23 protein-coding genes and 1 pseudogene are annotated in these 23,032 nt (G+C 72.2%); 6 read left to right on the top strand and 18 right to left on the bottom strand.

All coding sequences use genetic code 11. The annotated features are described in order from the left end of the window. A pseudogene (locus RBJ77_RS30175) lies at positions 1-639 on the bottom strand (FUSC family protein); the annotation flags it as partial. A 143-nt stretch (positions 640-782) separates the two neighbouring features. Here RBJ77_RS30175 and RBJ77_RS30180 point away from each other — a divergent pair. Next, positions 783-1,370, top strand: a complete 588-nt coding sequence (locus RBJ77_RS30180) for a 2'-5' RNA ligase family protein (RefSeq protein WP_372347893.1) — start codon at positions 783-785, stop codon at positions 1,368-1,370. On the opposite strand, the gene RBJ77_RS30185 is transcribed toward RBJ77_RS30180, so the two are convergent. The 4 genes from RBJ77_RS30185 to RBJ77_RS30200 all read right to left on the bottom strand — a co-directional run bounded on the left by RBJ77_RS30185 (position 1,351) and on the right by RBJ77_RS30200 (position 5,098). Continuing rightward, a complete protein-coding gene (locus tag RBJ77_RS30185) occupies positions 1,351-2,127 on the bottom strand; it encodes a nucleotidyltransferase domain-containing protein (protein WP_372347894.1) in 777 nt (258 codons plus the stop codon). The genes RBJ77_RS30180 and RBJ77_RS30185 overlap by 20 nt on opposite strands. A gap of 9 nt (positions 2,128-2,136) precedes the next feature. Continuing rightward, positions 2,137-2,511, bottom strand: coding sequence for a hypothetical protein (locus RBJ77_RS30190; protein ID WP_372347895.1), 375 nt, complete (start codon positions 2,509-2,511; stop codon positions 2,137-2,139). Positions 2,512-2,609: 98 nt separating this feature from the next. Further along, a complete protein-coding gene (locus tag RBJ77_RS30195; RefSeq protein ID WP_372347896.1) occupies positions 2,610-3,560 on the bottom strand; it encodes a glycoside hydrolase family 6 protein in 951 nt (316 codons plus the stop codon). A gap of 71 nt (positions 3,561-3,631) precedes the next feature. Next, positions 3,632-5,098 (bottom strand): NCS1 family nucleobase:cation symporter-1, encoded by a 1,467-nt coding sequence (locus tag RBJ77_RS30200; RefSeq protein ID WP_372347897.1) that lies wholly within the window; start codon positions 5,096-5,098, stop codon positions 3,632-3,634. Positions 5,099-5,277: 179 nt separating this feature from the next. Here RBJ77_RS30200 and RBJ77_RS30205 point away from each other — a divergent pair, with 179 nt between their 5' ends. Then, positions 5,278-5,931, top strand: coding sequence for a GntR family transcriptional regulator (locus RBJ77_RS30205; protein ID WP_372347898.1), 654 nt, complete (start codon positions 5,278-5,280; stop codon positions 5,929-5,931). Between the two features lie 38 nt (positions 5,932-5,969). Here the strand turns inward: RBJ77_RS30205 and RBJ77_RS30210 are convergent, their stop codons facing one another. From RBJ77_RS30210 to RBJ77_RS30225, 4 genes are all read right to left on the bottom strand, one after another. Next, entirely contained in the window at positions 5,970-7,106 is a 1,137-nt protein-coding gene (locus RBJ77_RS30210) for a nitrate/nitrite transporter (RefSeq protein WP_372347912.1), read from the bottom strand. A gap of 72 nt (positions 7,107-7,178) precedes the next feature. Further along, positions 7,179-7,916 carry a uracil-DNA glycosylase gene (locus RBJ77_RS30215; RefSeq protein ID WP_372347899.1) on the bottom strand — a complete coding sequence of 246 codons (738 nt, stop codon included), beginning with the start codon at positions 7,914-7,916 and terminating at the stop codon, positions 7,179-7,181. Positions 7,917-7,932: 16 nt separating this feature from the next. Continuing rightward, complete coding sequence (locus tag RBJ77_RS30220) at positions 7,933-9,468, bottom strand: YfcC family protein (protein WP_372347900.1); 1,536 nt, start codon at positions 9,466-9,468, stop codon at positions 7,933-7,935. Next, positions 9,465-10,826 carry a M20/M25/M40 family metallo-hydrolase gene (locus RBJ77_RS30225; RefSeq protein ID WP_372347913.1) on the bottom strand — a complete coding sequence of 454 codons (1,362 nt, stop codon included), beginning with the start codon at positions 10,824-10,826 and terminating at the stop codon, positions 9,465-9,467. Before RBJ77_RS30225 ends, RBJ77_RS30220 begins: the two co-directional genes overlap by 4 nt. Positions 10,827-10,973: 147 nt before the next feature. Between RBJ77_RS30225 and RBJ77_RS30230 the strand changes: the two genes are divergently transcribed. Beyond that, a complete protein-coding gene (locus RBJ77_RS30230) occupies positions 10,974-11,444 on the top strand; it encodes an RNA-binding S4 domain-containing protein (RefSeq protein ID WP_372347901.1) in 471 nt (156 codons plus the stop codon). 453 nt (positions 11,445-11,897) lie between these two features. Here RBJ77_RS30230 and RBJ77_RS30235 read toward each other — a convergent pair whose 3' ends face one another. The 3 genes from RBJ77_RS30235 to RBJ77_RS30245 form a co-directional block, all read right to left on the bottom strand. Next, complete coding sequence (locus tag RBJ77_RS30235; protein ID WP_372347902.1) at positions 11,898-12,326, bottom strand: DoxX family protein; 429 nt, start codon at positions 12,324-12,326, stop codon at positions 11,898-11,900. Between the two features lie 108 nt (positions 12,327-12,434). Then, positions 12,435-13,115, bottom strand: a complete 681-nt coding sequence (locus RBJ77_RS30240) for a class I SAM-dependent methyltransferase (protein WP_372347903.1) — start codon at positions 13,113-13,115, stop codon at positions 12,435-12,437. A gap of 60 nt (positions 13,116-13,175) precedes the next feature. Then, a complete protein-coding gene (locus RBJ77_RS30245) occupies positions 13,176-14,168 on the bottom strand; it encodes an acyltransferase domain-containing protein (protein WP_372347904.1) in 993 nt (330 codons plus the stop codon). 53 nt (positions 14,169-14,221) lie between these two features. Here RBJ77_RS30245 and RBJ77_RS30250 point away from each other — a divergent pair, with 53 nt between their 5' ends. Further along, the gene (locus RBJ77_RS30250; RefSeq protein WP_372347905.1) at positions 14,222-14,494 is read left to right on the top strand and encodes a DUF6343 family protein; all 273 of its coding nucleotides are present in this window, start codon (positions 14,222-14,224) and stop codon (positions 14,492-14,494) included. 78 nt (positions 14,495-14,572) lie between these two features. On the opposite strand, the gene RBJ77_RS30255 is transcribed toward RBJ77_RS30250, so the two are convergent. The 6 genes from RBJ77_RS30255 to rpsA form a co-directional block, all read right to left on the bottom strand. Continuing rightward, on the bottom strand, positions 14,573-14,935 hold the full coding sequence (locus RBJ77_RS30255; protein WP_372347906.1) for a tetratricopeptide repeat protein: 363 nt from the start codon (positions 14,933-14,935) through the stop codon (positions 14,573-14,575). 145 nt (positions 14,936-15,080) lie between these two features. After that, entirely contained in the window at positions 15,081-15,464 is a 384-nt protein-coding gene (locus tag RBJ77_RS30260) for a DUF3592 domain-containing protein (RefSeq protein WP_372347907.1), read from the bottom strand. After that, on the bottom strand, positions 15,461-16,069 hold the full coding sequence (gene coaE / locus RBJ77_RS30265; RefSeq protein ID WP_372347908.1) for a dephospho-CoA kinase: 609 nt from the start codon (positions 16,067-16,069) through the stop codon (positions 15,461-15,463). The genes RBJ77_RS30260 and coaE overlap by 4 nt, the downstream gene beginning before the upstream one ends. A 20-nt stretch (positions 16,070-16,089) precedes the next feature. Continuing rightward, the gene (locus tag RBJ77_RS30270; protein WP_255981050.1) at positions 16,090-17,028 is read right to left on the bottom strand and encodes a PAC2 family protein; all 939 of its coding nucleotides are present in this window, start codon (positions 17,026-17,028) and stop codon (positions 16,090-16,092) included. 102 nt (positions 17,029-17,130) lie between these two features. Then, complete coding sequence (locus tag RBJ77_RS30275; RefSeq protein WP_372347909.1) at positions 17,131-18,657, bottom strand: flavin monoamine oxidase family protein; 1,527 nt, start codon at positions 18,655-18,657, stop codon at positions 17,131-17,133. A 339-nt stretch (positions 18,658-18,996) separates the two neighbouring features. Next, positions 18,997-20,499, bottom strand: a complete 1,503-nt coding sequence (gene rpsA / locus RBJ77_RS30280) for a 30S ribosomal protein S1 (RefSeq protein ID WP_161305797.1) — start codon at positions 20,497-20,499, stop codon at positions 18,997-18,999. Between the two features lie 353 nt (positions 20,500-20,852). Here rpsA and RBJ77_RS30285 point away from each other — a divergent pair, with 353 nt between their 5' ends. Together RBJ77_RS30285 and RBJ77_RS30290 are read left to right on the top strand one after the other, a co-directional pair. Then, positions 20,853-21,704, top strand: a complete 852-nt coding sequence (locus RBJ77_RS30285; RefSeq protein WP_372347910.1) for a class I SAM-dependent methyltransferase — start codon at positions 20,853-20,855, stop codon at positions 21,702-21,704. Between the two features lie 61 nt (positions 21,705-21,765). Further along, positions 21,766-23,032: helicase-related protein (locus RBJ77_RS30290; RefSeq protein WP_372347911.1), on the top strand; the 1,267-nt coding region annotated here is incomplete at its 3' end.

Raw genomic sequence — 23,032 nt, forward strand, 5'->3', positions numbered from 1 at the left:
GGTGAGGGCGGCGCGGCGCCCGCGTGCTCCGGGCCCGCCGGTGGCGTCGAGCAGTGCGGCGACGGCCTCGTACACGGCGGCGACGGCGGCCCGCTCCCCGTCGTACAGGTACCCGAGCCGGGTGCCGCGCCGGGCGGGCGACGGCAGCACGACCCGCAGCACGATCAGCCACCCGGCGCCGCCCGCGAACAGCAGCGCCCGCTGCCACCCGGCCTCCGGCAACGGCATCCCGGCGCCCACGGCCGCGGTCACGAGCAGCTGGGTCCCGGCGGCGGAGGCGACGGGCCCGACGGCGCTGAACGCACCGCCCGCCAGCCCCAGCAGGACGAAGGCGGCGACCATCGCGAACCCGCTTCCGGCGAGCGCACTCCCCGCGACCATGCCCACGGCTCCCGCGAGCGCCGGCAGCCCGAGCCGCGAGACGGCGGCGAGCCGGGCGCCCGGCCGGTCGTTCACTCCGGCGAGCATGGCCCCGAGCGCGAGCAGCACCCCGGCGGACGGCCGCCCGGCGACCACGGCGACGAGCAACAACGGCCCGCCGGCCAGCGCGCCCCGCACGACGGCGGGCCACGGCACGGGGGCGCGCTGGGCGCGCAGGGCGTGGGAGAGCCAGGGCGGCAACGGACGGCGGCGAAGCACGGGACGTCTCCTGTCGGCGGCGATGTGGGGCGCGGGTCGGGGTTCAACCGGACGACATCGGCACGGCGTGGACGTATGTCCACCGTAACGGGAGTTCATGGAGGGGAAGGAACGCGCTCGTTTCCGCAATGTGACACTTGACCGTGCCCCACGACGACCAAGCCGACCACGACGCTCACGACGAAGGCTGGCCGGACGTCCCCGGCGACACGGCCCTGACGATCCCCGTCCCCGAGGCGGATGCGCTGGTCCGCACCGGGACGCGCGCGCACGTGACGGTGCTCTACCCGTTCCTTCCGCTGTCCCGCCTCACGAACGACCCGGACGACCCGGACGACACCGGCGACGCGGAAGAGGCCCTGCGCAGTCTCATCTCCGCGACACCCGCCTTCACGCTCACGTTCCGGGAAATCCGCCGCTGGCCGGGCGTCCTCTACCTGCCCCCGACCCCCGACGAGCCGCTCCGCGCCCTCACGAAGTCGCTCCGCTCCCGCTGGCCGGAGGCGGTCCCGTACCGCGGCGTCTTCGGCGACGAGGGTCTGGACCCGCACCTGACGCTGGCGAGCGGCGAGGGCACGGACGCGCTGCCGGAGTCGGACTTCACCGCCGCGCTGCCCCTGCGCTCCCCGGTGGACGCGATCCGCCTGATCGTGTCGGACGGCCCGGGCACGCGCTGGCGCGACGTACGGAGCTATCCCCTGGGGACGGGGGTCACGACCGCGCGTCGCTGACGGCCCGCTCCATCAACTCCCGCGCACGGTCGACGAGTTCTCCCAGGTCGAGGGTGACGTCACCGATCACGTCGTCGACGCTCCGCAGCCCGGCCCGCTCCAGCAGCCGCTTCTCGTTGGTCACCCACTCCCCCCGCCCGGCGAGCACGGCGTGCCCGGCGCACAGGGCGGCGACGGCGACGGCCCCCACGACTTCGGTCCGCGCCCCCTTGGGCGCGTTCCCGGCCCGTGCGTAGGCGAGGGTGGCGGCGGCCCGCCCCCACCACTCGTCGGGTGCGGACTTGCGCAGGGCGACGGGATATCCGGCGGGCCGGGGAATCTCCCCGCTCAGCACACGGTTGACGGCAAGCTCGGCGACGACGAGGTACGAGGGAATCCCGGCGAGGTGAAACATCAACGGCTCCCACCGGAACCGCCCGGCGCGCGCTTCGCTCAGCTCGTGCTCGACGACGTCGAGATCCCGGTAGTGCACGTCGACGCGCCGCCCGTCGACGGTCAGCCAGGCCCCACCGTTGAAGACCCCGCCGCCCCACCCGCCGATCTCGGAGACCTCCCCGTCCCACCCGAGGTCACGCAGGTGCCGGGGCTCGAAGTCCCCTTCGCTGCCTCGGTAGTAGACGGCGGTGTCCCAGTCGCTCTCGGCGGTGTGCGTCCCCTGGGCCCGCGACCCGCCCAGGGTGACGGCCCGCACGCCGGGGAGGGTGGCGAGGCGGTCGGCGAGGTGGTCGAGGAAGAGGTCGTCGTTCAGTCCGGGCATGTGCCCACGTTACTGACGACGGTTCTGGAACTTCCCGACGGAGCCCGTCTGAATGACCACGTCGCTGAAGGTGCCCTCGTTGATGGTGTTGTTCACGACGTACGAGACCGACCCCGGCTGCCCCTGCGGCTCCTCCAACTCCCGCAGGATCTCCCGCAGATCCGCGGCCGCCTCCGGATTGGCGGCCAGCGCCCGCCGCATCCGCCGCTGCCACTCGTCGCGCGCCCCGAGGATCTCGTCCTCGTCCCCGGCTCCCGCCGCGACGACGACCTCGTCCCTGACCTGGTCCAACTCGCCCGCGACGACGCTCTCTTCACGGCCCCGGTCCCGCGAGAGCACCCGCGCGAACCGGTCCCGGATCGCGGTCCAGGCGTCGGTGGTCATCTGCTGAACGAGGGCCGTGGCACCGGCAGTTGCGAGGCGGGTGAGTTCTGGGTCCATGGGCAGACACGCTAGCCGACACCGCCCGGCGACGCCGCTCCCTACCCCTTCGCGTTCCGCGCCAACTCCAGCCCCTTGCCCGCCCACCACTGCCCCGCCCCCGGCCCGCCCCGGCACGTCCCGTCGGACTCGCCCGGGCGCTTCACCCACAGGTACGCGTCCACCAGGGGGTTCCCGGTCCGGGTCGTGGGGGGCGTGCCCAGGGCGCGGCCGGGCGGATTGCACCAGGCGTCGGTGCCGGTGTACGGGCCGTTGCCGTTGCGGCTCGTGTCGATGACCATGTGCTTGCCGCCGCCCAGCGCCGCCACCAGGCGCTTGCCGTAGGCCGAAGTCTCAGCGGTGGTGCGGTAGTTGGAGACGTTCAGGGCCACTCCGGCCGCCCTCGCCACCCCTGCCGACCGCAGGGCCGCGGCGAGTTGCCACACGTCGGGGATCCAGGTCGCGTTGCCCGCGTCGAGGTAGACCCGGGTGTGGGGTCGGGCGGCGATGCGCTGGATGGCGTAGGCGAGGAGGGCGTAGCGCTCCTTGGTGTTCGCGCCCGCGCAGCCGGCGACCGTGGAGGCCACGGCGTCCGGTTCCACCACCACGTACGCGCCGCGCGAGCCGAGGCCCGCGGCGAAGGAGTCGACGTAGGCCCGGTAGGCCGCGGCGTCGCGGGCGCCGCCCGATGAGTAGGCCCCGCAGTCGCGGTGCGGGATGTGGTAGGTGACCAGGACCGCGGTGCGGTGGGCGCGGGCCGCCGCCAGGGTGACGGAGCGGACCGTGGGGCCGGGGTTCGGGTCGTTGAGCCAGACCGCCTGGGGGCGGGTGGCGATGCGGTCGATGAGGCGGGCCTCGGCGTAGCGGTGCTGGGCGCGGTACGCCGCCGCCTGGCGGGAGGCCGCCGTGTCCGGGTCGACCCAGAAGGCCACGGACGGCGCCTGGGCCGAGGGGGTCAGCGTCAGGAACGCCGCCAGCAGGGTGCCCAGGACCGGGCGTGAGGACATGACCATGCGCGGATGATGCGGGGGCGCCCGGCCGGTGCGGTGGTGCGACCGGCCGGGGCGCCCCCGGGTCCACTCGTTCAGCCCTCCGGGACCGGATCGGCGGAGCGCCGGCGCTCCGTCCGGCAGATCACCCCGTAGAGGCCGGCGGCCACCGCCGTGCCGATGAACCAGGAGTAGGCCGCCACGGAGTCGAAGGCGGGGACGAGGGCGAGGATCACCGCCAGGGTCGCCGACGGGAGGAACGCGGCCAGCGCCTTCGGGTTCACGCCGCGCCGGTAGTAGTAGCGCGACCCGGGGCTCGCGTCGAAGAGGGCCGCGTCGTCGATGCGGCCGCGCTTCACCCAGAAGTAGTCGAGCATGATGATGCCGAAGAGCGGGCCGAGGAAGGCGCCGAGGCCGCCCAGGAAGTAGTTCACGACGTTCGGGTTCGAGTAGAGGTTCCACGGGGTGACCACCAGGGCCAGCACCGTCGAGATCGCCCCGCCCACCTTGAACGTGATCTTCTGCGGCCAGACGTTCGCCAGGTCGTAGGCCGGAGAGACGAAGTTGGCGACGATGTTGACGCCCATCGTGGCGACGGCGAAGGTCAGCGCGCCGAAGGCGAGGACCCAGGTGTTGCCGATCCGCGCGACGAGCAGCGCCGGGTCGGTGATCGCCTCGCCGAAGACCTCCAGGCTGCCGGCGGTGACGACGACCGAGAGGACCACGAACGCCGTGGAGTTGATCGGCAGGCCCCAGAAGTTGCCGCGCCGCACGGTCCGGTAGTCGGGCGCGAAGCGCGAGAAGTCGCAGAAGTTGAGCATCAGCGTGCCGTACGTCGCCAGGATCAGTCCTATCGCGCCGAACCACTGCCGGAACTGCTCGCCGGTGGAGACCGGGTGCGGGGTGGTGGTCAGCGAGATCGTCCAGCCCGCCTTGGCCCAGATCCAGATGGCGAGCGCCAGCATGACGACCCAGATCGCGGGGCCGCAGAAGTCCTGGAACTTGCGGACCGATTCCATGCCCTGCGTGATGATCAGGGACTGGACGAGCCAGAGCGCGAGGAAGGACGCCCAGCCCAGGGCGTGCAGGCCCAGGAAGGAGTGGTGCGTCCACGACTCCATGCCGGGGAAGGCGGCGAGCACCATCACGTTCACCGCGACCGACGCCAGGTAGGTCTGGATTCCGTACCACATGATGGCGATGACGGCCCGGACGAGCGCGGGGATGTTGGCTCCCCAGACGCCGAAGCTGATGCGGCTGACGACGGGGAACGGGACGCCGTGGCGCTGGCCGACGCGGCCCATCGCGTTGCATCCCACGTAGATCAGGACGAAGCCGATGAGCAGGGCCGTGAAGATCTGCCAGGCGTTGAGCCCGAGCACCAACAGGCCTGCGGCGAACGTGTAGTTGCCGAGGTTGTGGACGTCGGACATCCACAGGGCGAAGAGGTCGAAGACCTTCCACTTGCGTTCGCCGGCGGGGGCGAGGTCCTCGTTGACGAGGCGGGGATCGGGCGTGAAGTCGCGGCTGTTGTGCGTCTGGACGGGTTCGGCCACAGACATGGGTGAGCCTCCCAGGGACGTGCGGGGGGACGAAGGCGTCCGTTCCATCGGCGCCTGTTTGGTATACCAAACAGGCGTCATCGTCCCGCCCGTGACGGCACTCGGCAATGTCGGTGCGGTTACGGCTCGGTAAAAGGCCCCCCATGCCGCGCCGTCGGCCGATCGGCGAGGATGGGCACATGACGACGGCGGAACCGCTCGGAGCGGTGCGCGAACGCGTGCTCGGCACGCTGCGGCAGGACATCATCAGCGGTCGCCTGCGGCCCGGCGACCGGCTGGTCGAGCGGGAGCTCGCCGACCGGTTCGGCGTGTCCCGGGTGCCGGTGCGCGAGTCGATCAGGGCGCTGCTCGCCGAGGGCTTCGTGACGTTCGAGACCCCGCGCAGAGCCGTGGTGCGCACCCTGACCCGGGCCGACGTCGCCGAACTCTTCGAGCTGCGCGAGGCGTTGGAGGTCTACGCGGCCGGGCTCGCCGCCGAGCGGGCCTCCCGGGACGATCTGGCGCACCTGGAGGAGCTGCTCGACCTGGCCGCCCGCGCCACCCGCGACGACGACGCCGAGGCGACCACCGACGTCAACTCCCGCTTCCACGACCGGCTGCTCGCCATGGCGGGCAACGGACTGCTGCTCACCGTGATGCAGCCGGTCGGCGGCCGGCTCCGCTGGCTGACCCGGCGCAACGAGGAGTGGCCCCAACAGCTCGCCGAGCACCGGGAGTTGTACGAGGCGGTGGCCGCCGGTGACCCGGAGCGGGCGCGATCCGTGGCGCTGGCCCACGTCCGCACCAACTACGTCTCCACCGTGCGGCACCTCTTCGGCGACGCCGACGACTGAACCGCAGGCAGGCGCCGTCCCGGCCCGGGCGGCGCGCCTCAGCCCGCCTTGATGGTGCGCATCCGCCCGTACGCGTACACGCACCCGGCGAGTGCCAGGTCGGACAGGAGCATGAAGCCGATGGAGTACGAGTCCTTGGCGCTGTAGATCGCGCCCATCACCAGCGGCGGGACGAAGCCGCCGAGGCCGCCCATCGCGCCGACGATGCCGGTCACCGAGCCCACCTGGGGCTGCGGGGTGACCTGCGAGACGAGGGCGAAGACGCTGCCGCTCGCGGTGCCCAGGCCCGCCGCCATCAGCAGGAAGCAGATGGTGCCCATCGGGTTCAGGGCCGGGTCGAACGCCTGGAGGATCGCGAACAGGGCGACCAGGGCGAGGGCCCACGCCGTGACGACCGCCGGGTGGACCCGGTCGGAGAGCCAGCCGCCGATCGGCCGGAAGATCACGGTGACGAGCGCGAACCCGGCCGCCTTGGTGCCCGCCTCCGTGGGGCTCAGCTCGTACCAGGTCTTCAGGTACGTGGGCAGGTAGACGCCGAACGCGACGATGCCGCCGAACCCGATCGCGTACAGCGCCGACAGCTCCCAGGTGACGCGCAGCTTGCCGGCGGCGCCGAGCCGGGTGCCGAGCGAGGTCGTGGGGATCTTGCGGTCCGGGTGATCGGTGATCAGGACGGCGGCGAGGACCGCGTACGCGGCGAGCCCGATGGCGACGACGATGAAGGGCAGGTTCTCGCCGTGCTTGGCGATGCGCGGGGTGAAGTAGCCGGAGAGGGCGACGCCGCCCATGCCCATGCCGAAGATGCCGAGGGCGAGGCCGCGGTGGGCGGGCGGGAACCAGGAGTTCACCAGCGGGATGCCGATGGCGAAGGTGGTGCCGCCGAGGCCGAGCAGGAAGCCCACCGCGATCATCGCGCCGAAGTTGTGCCGGGCCGGGATCACCAGGAGCACGGGGATGATGGTGAGCGCCGAGATCAGCGGGAACAGCAGCTTGGCGCCGTACCGGTCGGTGAGCGCACCGACCGGGATGCGGCCGAGCGAGCCCACGAGCACGGGGACGGCGACGAGGAACGACTGGGCGAACGAGCTGAGCTTCAGGTCCGAGCCGAAGACTCCGGCGAGCGGCGCGATCAGGTTCCAGGCCCAGAAGGTGAGCCCGAAGCCCACCGTGGCCATGACGAGATTGCGATAGGCCGCGGCCGGCGGCTTGGTGTGCGGCGAAGTCTCCGTTGGCGTCACCCTTTCACGCTAGGAAGGGTCACCTGTCCGCTCCTGTTCTGTTGCTCCGTTCGGTGGCGTCACGGGCAGTCCCGCCTCCGTGGCCGCGCGGGCCAGCACCTCTCGCAGCATGGCCGGGGTGAGCCGTCCCGTGAAGGTGTTGCGCTGGCTGACGTGGAAGCAACCGTGGACGCCGAGTCCACCGAGATCGGCCCGGGTGCCGTGGGCGAAGGCCGGACGGGGACGGGGCACCGCCCAGCCGGCCTCGGCGAACGCTGGCAGCGCCGCCTGCCAGCCGAACGCGCCGAGCACGACGGCCGAGCGCAGGGTCGGCCGCAGCAGGTCCAGCTCCCGGACGAGCCAGGGCCGGCAGGTGTCGCGCTCGGCCGGGGTCGGCTTGTTGGCGGGCGGCGCGCAGTGCACGGGCGAGGTGATGCGGACGCCGTGCAGGGCCAGGCCGTCGTCGGCGCTCACGGCGTCCGGCCGGGACGCCAGCCCGAGATCGTAAAGGGCCCGGAACAGGACGTCGCCCGACCGGTCGCCGGTGAACATGCGGCCGGTGCGGTTGGCGCCGTGCGCGGCGGGCGCGAGCCCGACGATCAGGAGGGCCGCGTCGGGCGGGCCGAAGCCGGGGACGGGCCTGCCCCAGTACGTCCAGTCGGCGAAGGCCGCGCGCTTGGTGCGCGCGACCTCCTCCCGCCACTCGACGAGCCGCGGGCACGCCCGGCAGTGGGTGATCCGTTCGTCGAGTTCGCCGAGACCGTCCACCCCACCACCGTAGGGGCTAGGTGAACGCTGCCCCCAGCGCGACGAACGCGCAGATCAGGATGAACAGGATCGCGAGCAGCGGCCAGACGAACCGCAGGTACTTGTCGTAGCCGACCTTGGCGAGGGCCACGCCGCCGATGGTGACGGCGGTCGTCGGCACCCACAGGTTCATCCAGCCGCTGGCCGCCTGCCACGCGGTGACGACGACCGCGCGCGAGACGCCCGCGAAGTCGGCGAGCGGCGCGAGGATCGGCATGGCGAGGGTGGCGTGGCCCGACGTGGACGGGATGAGGAAGGCCAGCGGCAGGTTCACGACGAAGACGATGATCGCGAAGATGCCGGACGAGGTGCCCTTCACGACGCCCTCGATGGCGTGCAGGACAGTGTCCGTGATCTTCGAGTTGTTCATGATCACGGTGACGCCGCGGGCGAGCAGGATGACGAGCGCGGGCGACACGAAGTCGGCGGCGCCCTGGATGATCGTCGAGCTGAGCTTCTGCTCCCCCATCCGCGCGACGATCCCGACGAGCACCGCCGCGACCAGGAACAGCGCCGCCAGCTGCGGGAAGGACCAGTCGAGTTCCCAGCCGTACGGGGTGGCGTCCGCGTCACCGGTCAGGGCGCTCGACCAGGGCACGACCGAGAAGATCATGAAGGCGAAGACGAGGGCGGTACCGATCAGCACCGCCTTGTGCAGACCGGAGAGTTCGGGCACCTCTGCGGCGTCCGACGCCGCCTTGTCGCGGTCCTTGTCCCCCGGCAGGAACCCGGACAGCGAGCGGTCCGGGTTCTTCTGTACGCGCTTCGCGTAGCGGACGACGTACAGGACCGTCACCGCGGTCAGCACGATCCACATCACGAACCGCAGGGCGATGCCGTCGCCGAGCGAGATGTCGGCGGCCGAGGACGCGACGCCGGTCGCGAACGGGTTGACCGTGGAGCAGAGCACGCCGATGCCCGCGCCGAGGATGATCGCGCCGACCGCCGTCATCCGGTCGTACCCGAGCGCGAGCATCAGGGGCACGATCAGGCCGTAGAACCCGAGGGTCTCCTCGGCGAAGCCCTCGACCGTGCCGAGCACCGAGAAGACGACCATGACGCCCGCGATGAGCAGCGCACCGCGGTCGCGCAGCCGGTGCGCGAGGCGGCCGATGCCGCGGTCGAGGGCGCCGGTCGCGAAGACGACGGTGATGAACGCGCCGATGGCGAGCACGAAGAGGAAGACGCCCGCGCTGCCGTACAGGTCACCGGAGTTGTCGGGCGAGACGAGGGAGGTCTTCGGGTCCTGGATGCCGTAGAGGCCGTTGACCGGGGAGAGGAAGAGGTCGTTGAGCCGGTCGACGAAGGACTGGCCGGAGCCGACGCGGTGGTAGGTGCCCTCGACGGGGGCGCCGTCGCCGTTCCTGTCGTACTGCCCGGACGGGATCAGGAAGGCCAGCAGCCAGACCGCGATCGTGACGACGGCGAGGACGGTGAGGGCGCTGGGGAAGGTGAACTTCTTCTTGCCCGGCGGCTGTTCGGGCGCCGTCTCGGGCGCTTCGGTGGTGCTCATGACGCGGCGCCCTTGAAGTCGGCGGCGTACGCGCGCACGAACGCGCACATCGCGACGACGGTGGCGCGCAGCTCGGAGAAGAGGACGCGCTCGTTCGGGGCGTGCAGGTTGCACAGGCTGTCCTGGGCGCCGAACAGGAGGACCTCGGCGTCCGGGGCGGCCTGGGCGAGGCCGTTGACGAGCGGGATGGAACCGCCGGTCGCCACGTACGACGCCTCGGTGCCCCACGCTTCTTTGAGGGCGGTGCGGGCGGCGCGGTAGGCGGGGCCGCCGGTGGACGCTTCGTAGCCGGGGCCCGTGTCGCCGGGGGTGACGGTGAGCGGGACGCCGAACGGCTTGAGGGCGCGCAGGTGCCGCACGAGCAGTTCCTGGGCCTCGACCGGGTCCTGCTTCGGATGGAAGCGCAGGTTCAGCTTGGCGCGGGCGTACGGGACGACGGCCGACGCGGCGCCGTCGACCGTGGGGGCGTCGATGCCGATGACGGTGATGGCGGGGCCCGACCAGAGGCGCTCGCCGAGGGTGCCGCTGCCGAGCAGCGGCAGGTCGTCGGTGACGCCGGCGAGGTCGCGGAACTCGTCCTCGGTGTAGCTGGTGCCGGTCCACTCCTCGCGCCGCAGCCCGTCGACGGCCACGTCGCCGTGGACGTCGTGGAGGGTGGCCAGGGCCTTGAGGAGGACGAGCAGCGCGTCGGGGGCGGCGCCGCCGAACTCGCCGCTGTGCCGCGGCTCCTGGAGCGTGCGGACCTCGACCGTCACCTCGGCGGCGCCGCGCAGTCCCGTGGTCAGGGTCGGGGTGCCGGGGCGGAGGTTGCCCAGGTCGGCGATGACCATGGCGTCGCAGGCGAACCGCTCGGCGTCGGTGGGCGGATAGCCGTCGAAGGGGCTGCCGTACTCCTCCTGCCCCTCGAAGACGATCTTGACGCCGACGGGCGGGCGGCCGCCGAAGACCCGCAGCATGCCGAGGTGCGCGATGACGTTGGACTTGTCGTCGGCGATGCCGCGGGCCCGCAGTCCGCCCTCGATCGGGGTCGGCTCGAACGGCGGCGACCGCCACAGGCTCTCGTCACCGGGCGGCTGCACGTCGTAGTGGGAGTAGAGCAGGACGGTGGGCGCGTCCGGGGTGGGCGGCGGGATCTCGCCGAAGATCACCGGGGCCGTGTCGGGCAGGTCGATGCGTTCGATCCGCTCGACGCCCACGTCGCGCAGCAGTCCCACCAGCAGGTCGTGGGCCTCCTGGACCGGTTCGGCGGGGAAGCCGGGGAAGGCCACCGACGGGATGGCGGCCAGTCGCTCCAGGTCGGACGTGAGCCCGTCCATCAGTCGGTCCACTGCGGCCTGCAGATCGTTGTCCGGGTCCATCGCGGCCATGACGTACGCGCCCCTCGCTGTCGACTACATGCGGTTTGCCCGGATTATCCGTGCTGGGCCGGGGCGTTCCGGCGGGGCTCGCCGATGGGGCCGCTTCAGGGGGCGCCGCCGGGGGCGGGGCGGCATTAGGGTCGACGCATGGCATCGGAGACATCAGGGACGACGCCGGCCCAGGACCCGGCGGGCGCCGCGCGGGCGGCGGCACCGGGCGGCGGCGAGTCCGTGCGGGTCGACAGCTGGATCTGGTCCGTACGCCTGGTCAAGACGCGTTCGGCCGGGGCGACGGCCTGCAAGGGCGGGCACGTCAAGGTCAACGGGACGAGCGTGAAGCCCGCGTACGCGCTGCGGGTCGGCGACGAGGTGCGGATGCGGCTGCCCGGCGGCCTGGAGCGCCGGGTCGTCGTGAAGCGGCTGATCCGCAAGCGGGTCGGGGCACCGGTGGCCGTCGAGTGCTACGTCGACAACTCCCCGCCGCCACCGCCCCGCGAGGTCGTGGCCCCGGTCGGCATGCGCGACCGGGGCACGGGCCGCCCGACGAAGCGGGACCGCCGGGATCTGGAGCGGTTGCGCGGCATCTTCGGACAGGGCCCGGGGGCCGAGGACGGCTGAGCCGGGGACGGGGGGCCGGGGCCGAGGACGGGCGAGCCGGAGGCCGAGGACCGCTGGGCCCGGGGCCGAGAACCGGCGAGCCGGACGCCGAGCACCGCTGAACGGGGCGAGGACGGCTGAGCCGAGCGCCGAGGACCGCCGAGTCGGACCGAGGACGGGCGAGCCGGACGCCGAGCACCGCTGAACGGGGGCCGAGATCGGCTGAGCGGGGGCGAGGACCGCTGAGCCGAACGCCGAGGACCGCCGAGCCGGACCGAGGACGGGCGAGCCGGAGGCCGAGCAACGCTGGGCCCGGGGCCGAGAACCGGCGAGCCGGACGCCGAGCACCGCTGAGCCGAGCGCCGAGGACCGCTGGGCCGGACCTCGGGACGGGCGGTCCGGCGGCGACCGGTGGCGGCCCGGGCCGCCACCGGTCGCCGCCGGAACGCCGCCGCTGAAGCGCTCTGCCGGGCCTCAGCCCGCGGTGCGTCGCAGCAGTGCCAGGAGCTCCCGGTTGCGGGACCGGTTCGTCCAGGCCAGGACGGCGAGCGGGACCATGAGGATCAGCGGGGTCGCCGCGTTCTCCCCGTCGAAGACGGTGAGCTGCGTGATGAACGCGCCGACCAGCAGCCCGCAGAGCGCGATCGGTGTGATCCCGGCGAGCACCGGCACCAACAGGCCGATCGCGCCCGCCAGTTCGAGCACCCCCACCGCGTACATCCCGGCCGCGCCCCAGCCGATCGTGTCGAACGTCTCGGCGGCCGAGGAGTGGGCGATCAGCTTCGGCAGCGCGCTGGCGAGGGCGAAGAACAGGGCCAGCACGACGGTGAGCACGCGCAGCGAGATCCGGGCGGCGCGGGAGCGGACGGGAGCGGCGGCTGCGACTGCGGTGACGTGCGACATGGGGACTCCTCGGTGATGTGGCTCCGCGGTGTGCGGTCACAGAGGTAGACCGGACGCCGCCCCCGAACTCATCGCACGTCACACGGTGAATTCACCGCCCGCGCAGCCCTACACCGGCACCACCCGCACCCAGCTCTGATCCTCCGTCAGATAGCGGTCGACCTTCAGCCCGCCCGCCTCCAGGACCGCCTCGAACTCCTCGACCCCCATCGGACGGATCAGGTACGTCTGCGTCCACACCGCGTCGGGGAACTCGTACTCCACCTTCACCGAGCGCCTCCCGTCGTCCCCGACCGGCACCGAGGACAGCTTGGTGATGACGGCGCCGCCCGGCAGGACGTGCTTGCGCGGCAGGTCCACGTGCGCGCCGTCGCGCTCGCGCTGGATCAGCACGCAGCCGTCGTCGGCGACGTGGCTCCGGATCGTGGCGAGCATGGCCCGCCGCTCGGCCGGGTCCCCGGTGTTCACCAGGATCGACGCGAGCATCACCACGTCGAACTTCTCGCCCAGGTCGAGGTCCTCGATGGTGGAGCGCACGGTGCGCGCGTCACGCACCCGCTCCAGCATCTCCGCCGACTCGTCCACCGCCGTGACCTTGAAGCCCCGCTCGACCAGTGCGTGCGTCACCCGGCCCACCCCGCAGCCCAGTTCCAGCAGGGTCGCGCCGGCGGGCACGGCGCCCGCCACGATCTCCGGCTCGCCCTCCACCGGAAGTCTCGAGTACAGCTCCACCGCACAGCCGTCGGGCGTGATGGCGCCCGGTCCCGTCCCCTCGTGTCCCGCTCGCATCTCAAGGCTCATGCACGGGGAACGGACCGGCTCCGGCCGCCGTTCCCCGCCGCCGTCACCTCATGCGGGCAGCAGCGGGAACCAGCCATGTCCCGCGTACCAGTGCCCGCCCGCGTCCAGGTGGTCGAGCACGGCCCGCTGCACGCTCGTCCGGCGCGGCAGCCGCTCGCGCGGCGTCTCGGTGCCGCCGAAGACGAACGCGACGGGGGTGTCGTCCTCCGCCTCCGCCCCGGTGTACGCGATCCGGAACCGGTCCTGGAAGCGGACGATGTTGGAGTCGGCCGGCAGATACCGCTTCAACTGGCCGTCCAGGAGCCAGGAGTGGCAGACCGCGACGCGATGCGGAGTCTCCGGGAAGTGCCGCGCGAAGAACGCGCGGGCCCGCGCGAGCGAGTCGTCGCACGCCTCGGGCGACAGGGGGCCGCGGAAGTCCGGAATGTGCACGCTGAGGCAGGGATCCCCGGGCCCCGCGGCCACGCCCGCCGCCGCGACGGCCCGCCCCGTGCGCTCGCCGAGCCGCGCCCGCTCGAACTGCAGCCGCCCCAACTGGTAGAGCTCGCCGCGGAAGTGGCGGGTCGGCCACCACGGCACCAGCAGCCCGGTCGTACCGAACCGCCTGCGGTGCACGGCGAGATTGCGGCCGAGGTCGGCGAGCGTGCGCCGCGACACGTCGTCCGGGATGCCGCGCTCCCGGTGGTACGCGCGCACATGGGGCAGCGCGGCGACGAACACGAAGACGGCGAAGCAGCGGCCCAGCGCCCCGGCCGCCGCGGGGAACACCGGCAGGCCCGTGCCCTCCCCCGGCTCCCCGATCCGCCACAGCAGCCCGCTGACGGCCCGGCCGAGCAGTTCGACGAGCTCCGGCGACGCCGCCACCTCACGGCGCAGCGCGAGCAGTTGCCCGATGTCCTCGTGCGGGACGGCCAGGTCGAGCAGTACGTCGGGCAGTTCGAGCCCGTCCGGCAGCACCGCCGCGAGCTGCGGTATCGCCGTGTCGTCGAGGGCCGCGAGCCATGCCGCGCACGCCTCGTCGCTCTTCAGAACGTCCAGCACACCCTGTCCTTCGGTCGTGGCACCCTGGAAGGGAACCTCTTCGCCGTGAGGGGATGGTGACCTTGCATCTGGTCCGTACCGGTGACGAACCGGTCACCGCCCGCAGCCCCCTGCGCCTGCGGCTCGGCCTGGCGCTGTTCGGCCTGGTCTGGACGACGGCGGGCACCATCGCGTTCCTCCTGGCCCATCGTCCCTGGTGGGCGCTGGTCTGCGGAGCCCTCTGGCTGATCACGACGATCGACCTCTTCATGATCACCCGCCATATCCGCCAGGGCCCCCACTACCAACCGGGCCGGGACGTCCCCCCGTACCGGAAAGCCCCGTAAGGGCGCGGGGAACGGCGCGAGCGGCGACGGCGGACCCGCACCGCCGCTCAAGGACCGGCCCGGGAGACGGGCAGGCGCTCAGTCGTCGAACCGGGCCGCCGCGACGTACTCCGGCTGCGGATCGAGCGCGGCCGCCAGCCGGAAGTGCCGGCGGGCCTGCTGCGGCCTGGACCACCGCTCGTACGTCCGCGCCAGCGCGAAGTGCGCGAACGCGTTGTCCGGTTCGCGCTCCAGCACGATGGAGAACTCCAGCTCGGCAGCGCGCAGTTGAGCGGCGGCGAAGAAGGCGCGGGCTCTCAGCAGCCGGGCCGCCGTGTTCTCCGGGTGGGCTGCGATGACGTCGTCCAGAAGCTTCACCGCACCGCGCGGATCGCGTGCGGCGAGCAGTTGCTCGGCGGCGCGGTAGTCGATGACGTGCGTCTCCGGGGTGGCGTCGGGCACGGTGAACTCCCTTCTGGTGCCGACCTGTCGATCACGTCAACACCGTGGACCGTAAGGGCTATTCCTGCCCCTCCCGGAGCACGCGAACACGCGGCCCGGCGCACCGCGGCGGGGCCCGGACCGGCTCGGGCAGCCTCGGTCCGGCTCAGCTCATGGAGACCGCGAGCACCATGCCCGTCAGCACGAGGACACCGCCCGCGATCATGAATCCCTGGTCCACTCCGGGCCGTTCCCCGCCGAGGACGACGGTCTCGCGCGGGTCCCGCACGTCGTACGCGACGCTGACCAGGCCGCCGGCGGGCAGCGGCCGCCGCTTGGTGGGCGGCACCGGCGAGACGACCTCTATGACCCGCCCGTCGTCCGTCTCGAACTGCAGCAGCGGCCGCTCGCTACCCGGCTGCGGCGGCTTGACCAGGGCCTCGACGACATTGCCTGCCGCCTGGACGCGGCGGGTGCGCTGGAGCCCGTAGGCCCCGGCGAGCAGCGCGACGAGACCGCCCATGGCGGTGAACGCGGCGAGGACGATCACGCCGACGCGGTGTGCGCCCGGCGCACCAGGTCCGCCCAGACCGCGTCGACCTGCTCCGTGAGCCGCTCCAGCGGCACGTCGTTGTCGATCACGACGTCGGCGATCTCGCGGCGCTTCTCCCGGGTGGCCTGCGCGGCCATCCGGGCCCTGGCGTCCTCCTCGTTCATGCCGCGCAGCCGGGTCAGCCGGTCGAGCTGGGTCTCCGGGGCGGCGTCGACGACGATCACGAGGTCGTAGAGCGGGGCCAGTCCGTTCTCGGCGAGCAGCGGTACGTCGTGGATCACGACGGAGTCAGGGCCGGCGGCGGCCTCCAGCTCTTGCGAGCGGGCGCCGACCAGCGGGTGCACGATCTTGTTGAGCACGGCCAGCTTGTCGGCGTCGGCGAAGACGACGGAGCCCAGTTTCGGCCGGTCGAGGCTGCCGTCGGGCGCGAGCACCTGCTCCCCGAAGGCCGCCACGACGGCCGCGAGCCCCGGCGAACCGGGCTCGACGACCTCCCGGGCGATCCGGTCCGCGTCGATCAGGACGGCCCCGCGCTCCACCAGGAGCCGGGACACCTCGCTCTTGCCGGCACCGATGCCGCCGGTCAGCCCCACCTTCAACATGAGCGGAAGCTTAGGCCCTGTCAGGCGTCGCCCTCCCGTTCGGCCAGGAACTTCTCGAACTCGAGGCCGATCTCGTCCGCCGACGGGATCTCCACCGGCTCGGCCAGCATGTTCCCCCGGGACTCGGCGCCCGCGGCGGCGTCGTACTGGTGCTCAAGGCCCTGGACGAGCGAGACGAGCTCCTCGTCGCCCTCCTGGATCTGCCGGTCGATCTCCGTCTGCGTGCGGTGCGCCTCGGTGCGCAGACCGTGGGCGACGCCGGGCAGCACGAGGCCGGTCGCTCCGGTGATGGCTTCCAGGACGGTGAGCGCGGCGTCCGGGTACGCGGAGCGCGCGATGTAGTGCGGGACGTGCGCTGCGACCCCGAGGACGTCGTGCCCGGCCTCCATCAGGCGGTACTCGACGAGCGCCTCGGCACTGCCCGGCACCTGCGCCTCGTCGAACGGGCTGCGGTGCCCGGGCACGAGGTCCGTGCGGTTGCCGTGCGGGGTGAGGCCGACGGGGCGGGTGTGCGGGACGCCCATCGGGATCCCGTGGAAGTTCACCGCGAGCCGCACGCCGAGCCGCTCCACGATCTGCTTCACGGCCTCCGCGAAGCGCTCCCACTCGACGTCCGGCTCGGGACCCGTCAGCAGCAGGAAGGGCGCCCCGGTGGCGTCCTGCACGAGTCGCACCTCGATGGAGGGCACCTCGTACTCGGTCCAGCGGTCGCGCTTGAACGTGAGCAGCGGGCGCCGCGCCCGGTAGTCGACCAGCCGGTCGTGGTCGAAGCGCGCCACGACCTGGTGGGGCAGCGAGTCCAGGAGCCGGTCGACGATCTGGTCGCCGGTCTCACCCGCGTCGATGTATCCGTCGAAGTGGTAGAGCATGACAAGGCCGGCCGATTCCTGGGCGAGCGCCATGTCCACCACGGCGAGGCCCTTCGGCTCCCATGTGTACAAACCCTGCGCATCAAGCACTGTGACCGCTCCTCCTCGTGTTCACCAGAAGAACGCGTGAGGAGGGCGCGGGCATTCCCGCCCGCGCCCTTTCTCAGCCGTCTCTTACCGACGCTGCGGCACTCAGCTCGCCATCACGCGCGCGTGCAGCCTGGTCACGGCCCGGCGCGCGGACGTGAACGCGCCGTGCTGCCACGCGTCGGTGTAGCTGAGCCAGTCACCGGCGAAGTAGACGCGTCCGGCGGGCTCGTTCAGCGGCTTGTAGCGCGGGTCGTCCGGACCGCCGGGGGTGTCGTGCCAGGCGCCTTCGAGGTGCGGGGTCTGGCGCCAGTGGTGCGAGAAGGACGAGGCGAGTTCGGTCCGGTACTTCTCGCCGTAGATCTTCACGCCCTGGGCGACGGCCCGCGCCTCCCGCTGCGGCGGCGTGAGCTTCGCGTACGCGTCGGCGTCACGGTCGTAGTTGTAGTAGCCGATCAGGACGCCGCGCTCGCCGTGGAAGCCGTACGACGGGTGCCAGATGTGGCTGAGGTCCAGGTCGGTCTCGGTGATGCCGCCGTAGATCCGGTGGTCGGTCTCCCACCAGCGGGACCGGTACTCCAGGCCGATCTTCCCCGCGGACTGCGGCGTGATGGCCTCCAGGGCGCTCTGCACGCCGGAGCCGAGGTTGTGCGGGATCTTGGCGAGGATGTTGGGCGGCAGCGCGCCGACGCAGAAGTCGGCCTCGACGGCCTTGGTCCGACCGCCCTGCGTGTACGTGACGCGGACCCCGCCACCGGTGTCGGTGATCCGGCTGACGACGGCGCCGGTGTGCACCCGCCGCGTCCCGACGGCTCTGGTGAGTGCCTTGGGTATCTGGTCCATGCCGCCCACCGGCTGGAACATCAGCATGGCCTGGTCGAAGCCGAACTCGAAGGAGAAGTAGCGTCCGACGCCGCTGGCGAACACCTCCGACGCGGAGGGCACGTCACCGAGCAGCACACCGGGTGTGCCGGTCGCGGCGGGCACGGTGGTGTAGCCGCGGCGTTCGCCGCCCTCGTAGGTCAGCTTGTCCCCCAACGCGCCGAAGTCCTTGAGGAACTCGACGAGCCGCTCCCGGTCGCCGCCGGTCAGTTCCCGGTCCAGTGCCCCCTTGTCGGAGGCCTTGGCGAGCAGCTCCGACACGTACCCGTAGACGTCGGCCTTGGCGGTCCGGTACCGCATCGGCGCGGTCATGCCCGCCGACTCGTTGAAGAGGTAGGCGTCGGCGTTGGTGTTGGTGAACACCTCGATGGGGACGCCGAGTTCACGGCAGTAGTCGAGCGTCACCATCCACTGAGGCAGCCGCGCCGGCCCGGCGTTCATGTACTGCCCGTCGCTGAAGCGCGCGGTCTGCTCGTTCCCGTACGTGTCCACGGTGCGGTCGCCGCCCCGCACGGTGAAGTTCCGGCCGCCCGTGCGGTCCCTGGCCTCCAGGACCGTACAGTCGTAGCCCGCCTTGCCCAGTTCGTATGCGGTGGCGAGTCCGGCGATGCCGCCGCCCACGATCACCACCTTCGCGGCTCCCCGTCCGCTGAGCGTGAAGTCCCCCGGCCGCGGTGCGCGGTACGGGAGTTCACGCTGGGCGGCCTGCGCCGTCGGGGCGAGTCCGAGGGCTCCCATGGTCGCGAACATCGCGCCCGCTCCCCCGGTGACCCCTACGTTCCGCAGAAACGCCCGTCGACTGGTCCCCACACCTGCCATGTCCGGCTCCCCTCAGATCGTGCGCGATCTTCGCTGATCCGGGGATGGTGGCAACGCCCTGTTACGGCACGGCAGCTACTGCTGTATCCACCACGTTTCTCTTGCCTCAGGAGCAACGCGCCCCGCCAGGGGCGCGGGGAACGGCGCGAGGAGCCCCACACAGCGCGCACTCGCTGCGCGGAAGAAGCCCCTGGCGGGAGGACGAACGCCAGTGGGCCCGCACCGAAACGGTGCGGGCCCACTGTCAACTACCTGCTAGCGCAGAGCGTTTCAGCTCTGGCCGCCGGCCAGCTTCTCGCGCAGGGCGGCGAGCGCCTCGTCCGACGCCAGGGCGCCGGAGTTGTCGTCCGACTCCGAGGAGTACGAACCGCCACCGGACGCGGCCGGAGCCGCACCGGCGCCGGCGACGGCACCCTCGGCCTCGGCCTGGGCGTCGGCCTCGCGGGACTTGATGACCTGAGCCTGGTGCTGCTCGAAGCGCTGCTGCGCCTCGGCGTACTGGGTCTCCCAGGCCTCGCGCTGGGTCTCGAAGCCCTCGAGCCAGTCGTTGGTCTCGGGGTCGAAGCCCTCGGGGTAGATGTAGTTGCCCTGGTCGTCGTACGACGCGGCCATGCCGTACAGGGTCGGGTCGAACTCGACGGCCGACGGGTCGGCGCCGAAGGCCTCGTTGGCCTGCTTCAGCGAGAGGCTGATGCGACGACGCTCGAGGTCGATGTCGATGACCTTGACGAAGATCTCGTCGTTGACCTGGACGACCTGCTCCGGGATCTCCACGTGGCGCTCGGCCAGCTCGGAGATGTGGACCAGACCCTCGATGCCCTCGTCCACGCGGACGAACGCACCGAACGGAACCAGCTTCGTGACCTTACCCGGGACGACCTGGCCGATCTGGTGGGTACGGGCGAACTGCTGCCACGGGTCTTCCTGCGTCGCCTTCAGCGACAGGGAGACGCGCTCGCGGTCCATGTCGACGTCGAGGACCTCGACGGTGACTTCCTGGCCGACCTCGACAACCTCGGACGGGTGGTCGATGTGCTTCCAGGAGAGCTCGGAGACGTGGACGAGACCGTCGACGCCACCCAGGTCCACGAAGGCACCGAAGTTGACGATCGAGGAAACGACGCCGGAGCGGACCTGACCCTTCTGCAGGGTGGTGAGGAACGTCTGGCGAACCTCGGACTGGGTCTGCTCGAGCCAGGCACGGCGGGACAGGACCACGTTGTTGCGGTTCTTGTCCAGCTCGATGATCTTGGCCTCGAGCTCCTTGCCCACGTAAGGCTGGAGGTCGCGGACACGACGCATCTCGACGAGGGAGGCCGGCAGGAAGCCACGGAGGCCGATGTCGAGGATGAGACCACCCTTGACGACCTCGATGACGGTACCGGTGACGATGCCGTCTTCTTCCTTGATCTTCTCGATCGTGCCCCAGGCACGCTCGTACTGAGCGCGCTTCTTGGACAGGATCAGGCGGCCTTCCTTGTCCTCCTTCTGGAGAACCAGGGCCTCGATCTCGTCACCAACCGCGACGACCTCGTTCGGGTCGACGTCGTGCTTGATGGAGAGCTCGCGGCTCGGGATGACACCTTCGGTCTTGTAACCGATGTCGAGGAGGACCTCGTCCCGGTCAACCTTGACGATGACGCCGTCGACGATGTCGCCATCGTTGAAGTACTTGATCGTCTCGTCGATGGCGGCGAGGAAAGCTTCCTCGTTACCGATGTCGTTGACCGCAACCTGCGGGGTGGTGGCGGTGGTCTCGGTGCTGCTCGTCATGTGGGAAAGGGCTCCGGCGGACATTGAAAGTCGGTGGGTACTGCTACGCCGGGAGCCTGTTTCGCACCGAAGAAGCCGGACAGCCTAGGAAGCGCCGAACCCGTGAGAACGGTGGCGCCTCGACAACCGAGGGGACATGCAACAGATGCGAGCACAGCCTGCTATGTCTGAGGTGCGCAGGCCCGCAGCGCAACTTGTAGCATACGGGGGCTGCCGGGCAGGGTCAATGCGCGAAGGCGCACACCCGGGGCGGATCGCCGCATACCCGGCACAAAACCTGTCGCACGAGGCTACGAGGGCCGCAGAGCCCGCAGATTAGTACCAGGGAGCCGATCATCCAAGGGTCCGGACCAATGCAAGCGTACGAGCCGCCCGTCCCGCCGTCGGGCACGGCGGCCTCCTCGGTCGACGACGACTCGACGGCCACCCGCCGTGACGCGGACACCACCGAGAGTTCGCGGGCCAACCGCGGCTGGTGGGACCGGAACGCGGACGAGTACCAGATCGAGCACGGCACGTTCCTCGGCGACGACCGTTTCGTGTGGGGTCCCGAAGGGCTCGACGAGGTGGAGGCCGAGCTGCTCGGCCCGGCGGAGGAGCTGGCCGGCAAGGACGTCCTGGAGATCGGGGCGGGCGCGGCCCAGTGCTCGCGCTGGCTGGCCGCGCAGGGCGCACGGCCCGTCGCCCTCGACCTCTCGCACCGCCAGCTCCAGCACGCGCTGCGCATCGACGGCGGCAAGGTGCCCCTGGTCCAGGCGGACGCGGGCGTCCTCCCCTTCCGCGACGGCTCCTTCGACCTGGCCTGCTCCGCGTACGGCGCCCTCCCCTTCATCGCGGACCAGGTCCAGGTGATGCGCGAGGTGCGCCGGGTGCTGCGGCCCGGCGGGCGCTTCGTCTTCTCCGTCACGCACCCGATCCGCTGGGCGTTCCCGGACGAGCCGGGCCCGGAGGGGCTGACCGTCTCCGCCTCCTACTTCGACCGCACTCCTTATGTGGAGCAGGACGACGAGGGGCGGGCCGTATATGTGGAGCACCACCGGACCGTCGGCGACCGGGTGCGGGACGTGGTGGCGGGCGGCTTCCGGCTCGTCGACGTCGTGGAGCCGGAGTGGCCGGCCTGGAACACGCAGGAGTGGGGCGGCTGGTCGCCGCTGCGCGGGAACCTGATCCCCGGTTCGGCGATCTTCGTCTGCGAACGCGACTAGGGCCTGGGAGACAGGCGCTGGCCGGGACCTCCGGCCGGGCGCCAGGGGAGAGACTGGGCGCGTGATCCGTGACGACGCGCTCCAGGCCCTGCCCGTCCGCTCCGCGCTGCCCGCCCTGCGGTCCGCGCTCGACGCGGACGGGGCCGCGGTCCTCGTCGCCCCGCCCGGCACCGGGAAGACGACGCTGGTGCCGCTGGTCCTCGCGGGGCTGCTCGACGAGGACGCGCCCGCCCGCCGGGTCGTCGTCGCCGAGCCCCGGCGGATCGCGGCACGGGCGGCCGCCCGGCGGATGGCGTGGCTGCTCGGCGAGAACCTCGATCAGCGCGACAGGCGCGACGAACACAACGGGCTCGTCGGGTACACGGTGCGCGGCGAGCGCGTGGTCGGGCCGCGCACCCGGGTCGAGGTGGTCACGACGGGGGTGCTGCTGCAGCGCTTGCAGCGGGACCAGGAGCTGACCGGTGTCGACGCCGTGATGCTCGACGAGGTGCACGAGCGGCATCTGGACGCGGACACGGTGGCCGCCTTCCTGTGGGACGTGCGGCAGGCGCTGCGCCCCGATCTCCGGCTGGTCGCGGCGTCGGCGACGACGGACGCCGAGGGGTGGGCCGGGCTGCTCGGGGGCGCCCGGGTCGTCGAGGCCGAGGGCGCCTCGCACCCGGTGGAGGTGGTGTGGGCGCCGCCCGCTCGTCCGGTGCGGCCGCCGCACGGGATGCGGGTCGATCCGGCGCTGCTGACGCATGTGGCGGGGGTGGTGCGGCGGGCGCTGCGCGAGCGGGCCGGGGACGTGCTCTGCTTCCTTCCCGGGGTCGGCGAGATCTCCCGGGTGGCCGGGCAGCTGGGGGCTCTGGGCGAGGACCTCGAGGTGCTTCAGGTGCACGGGCGGGCGCCCGCCGCAGTGCAGGACGCGGTGCTGTCGGCGGGGGCGCGGCGGCGGGTGGTGCTCGCCACCGCGGTCGCGGAGTCGTCCCTGACGGTGCCCGGGGTGCGGGTGGTGGTGGACGCCGGGCTCGCGCGGGAGCCCCGGGTGGACCATGCGCGGGGGCTGAGCGCGCTGACGACCGTGCGGTCCTCGCGGGCGGCCGGGACGCAGCGGGCGGGCCGGGCCGGGCGGGAGGCGCCGGGCACGGTGTACCGGTGCTGGGACGAGGCGGAGGACGGGCGGCTCGCCCGGTTCCCCTCCCCCGAGATCAAGGTGGCGGACCTGACGGCGTTCGCGTTGCAGGCGGCGTGCTGGGGTGACCCGGCCGCGGCGGGTCTCGCGCTGCTCGACGCGCCGCCCGCCGGGGCGATGGCCGCGGCGCGTGAGGTGCTCACGGCGGTCGGCG

The organism is Streptomyces sp. KL116D (genome assembly GCF_030766975.1).
Lineage (GTDB): Bacteria > Actinomycetota > Actinomycetes > Streptomycetales > Streptomycetaceae > Streptomyces > Streptomyces longispororuber_A.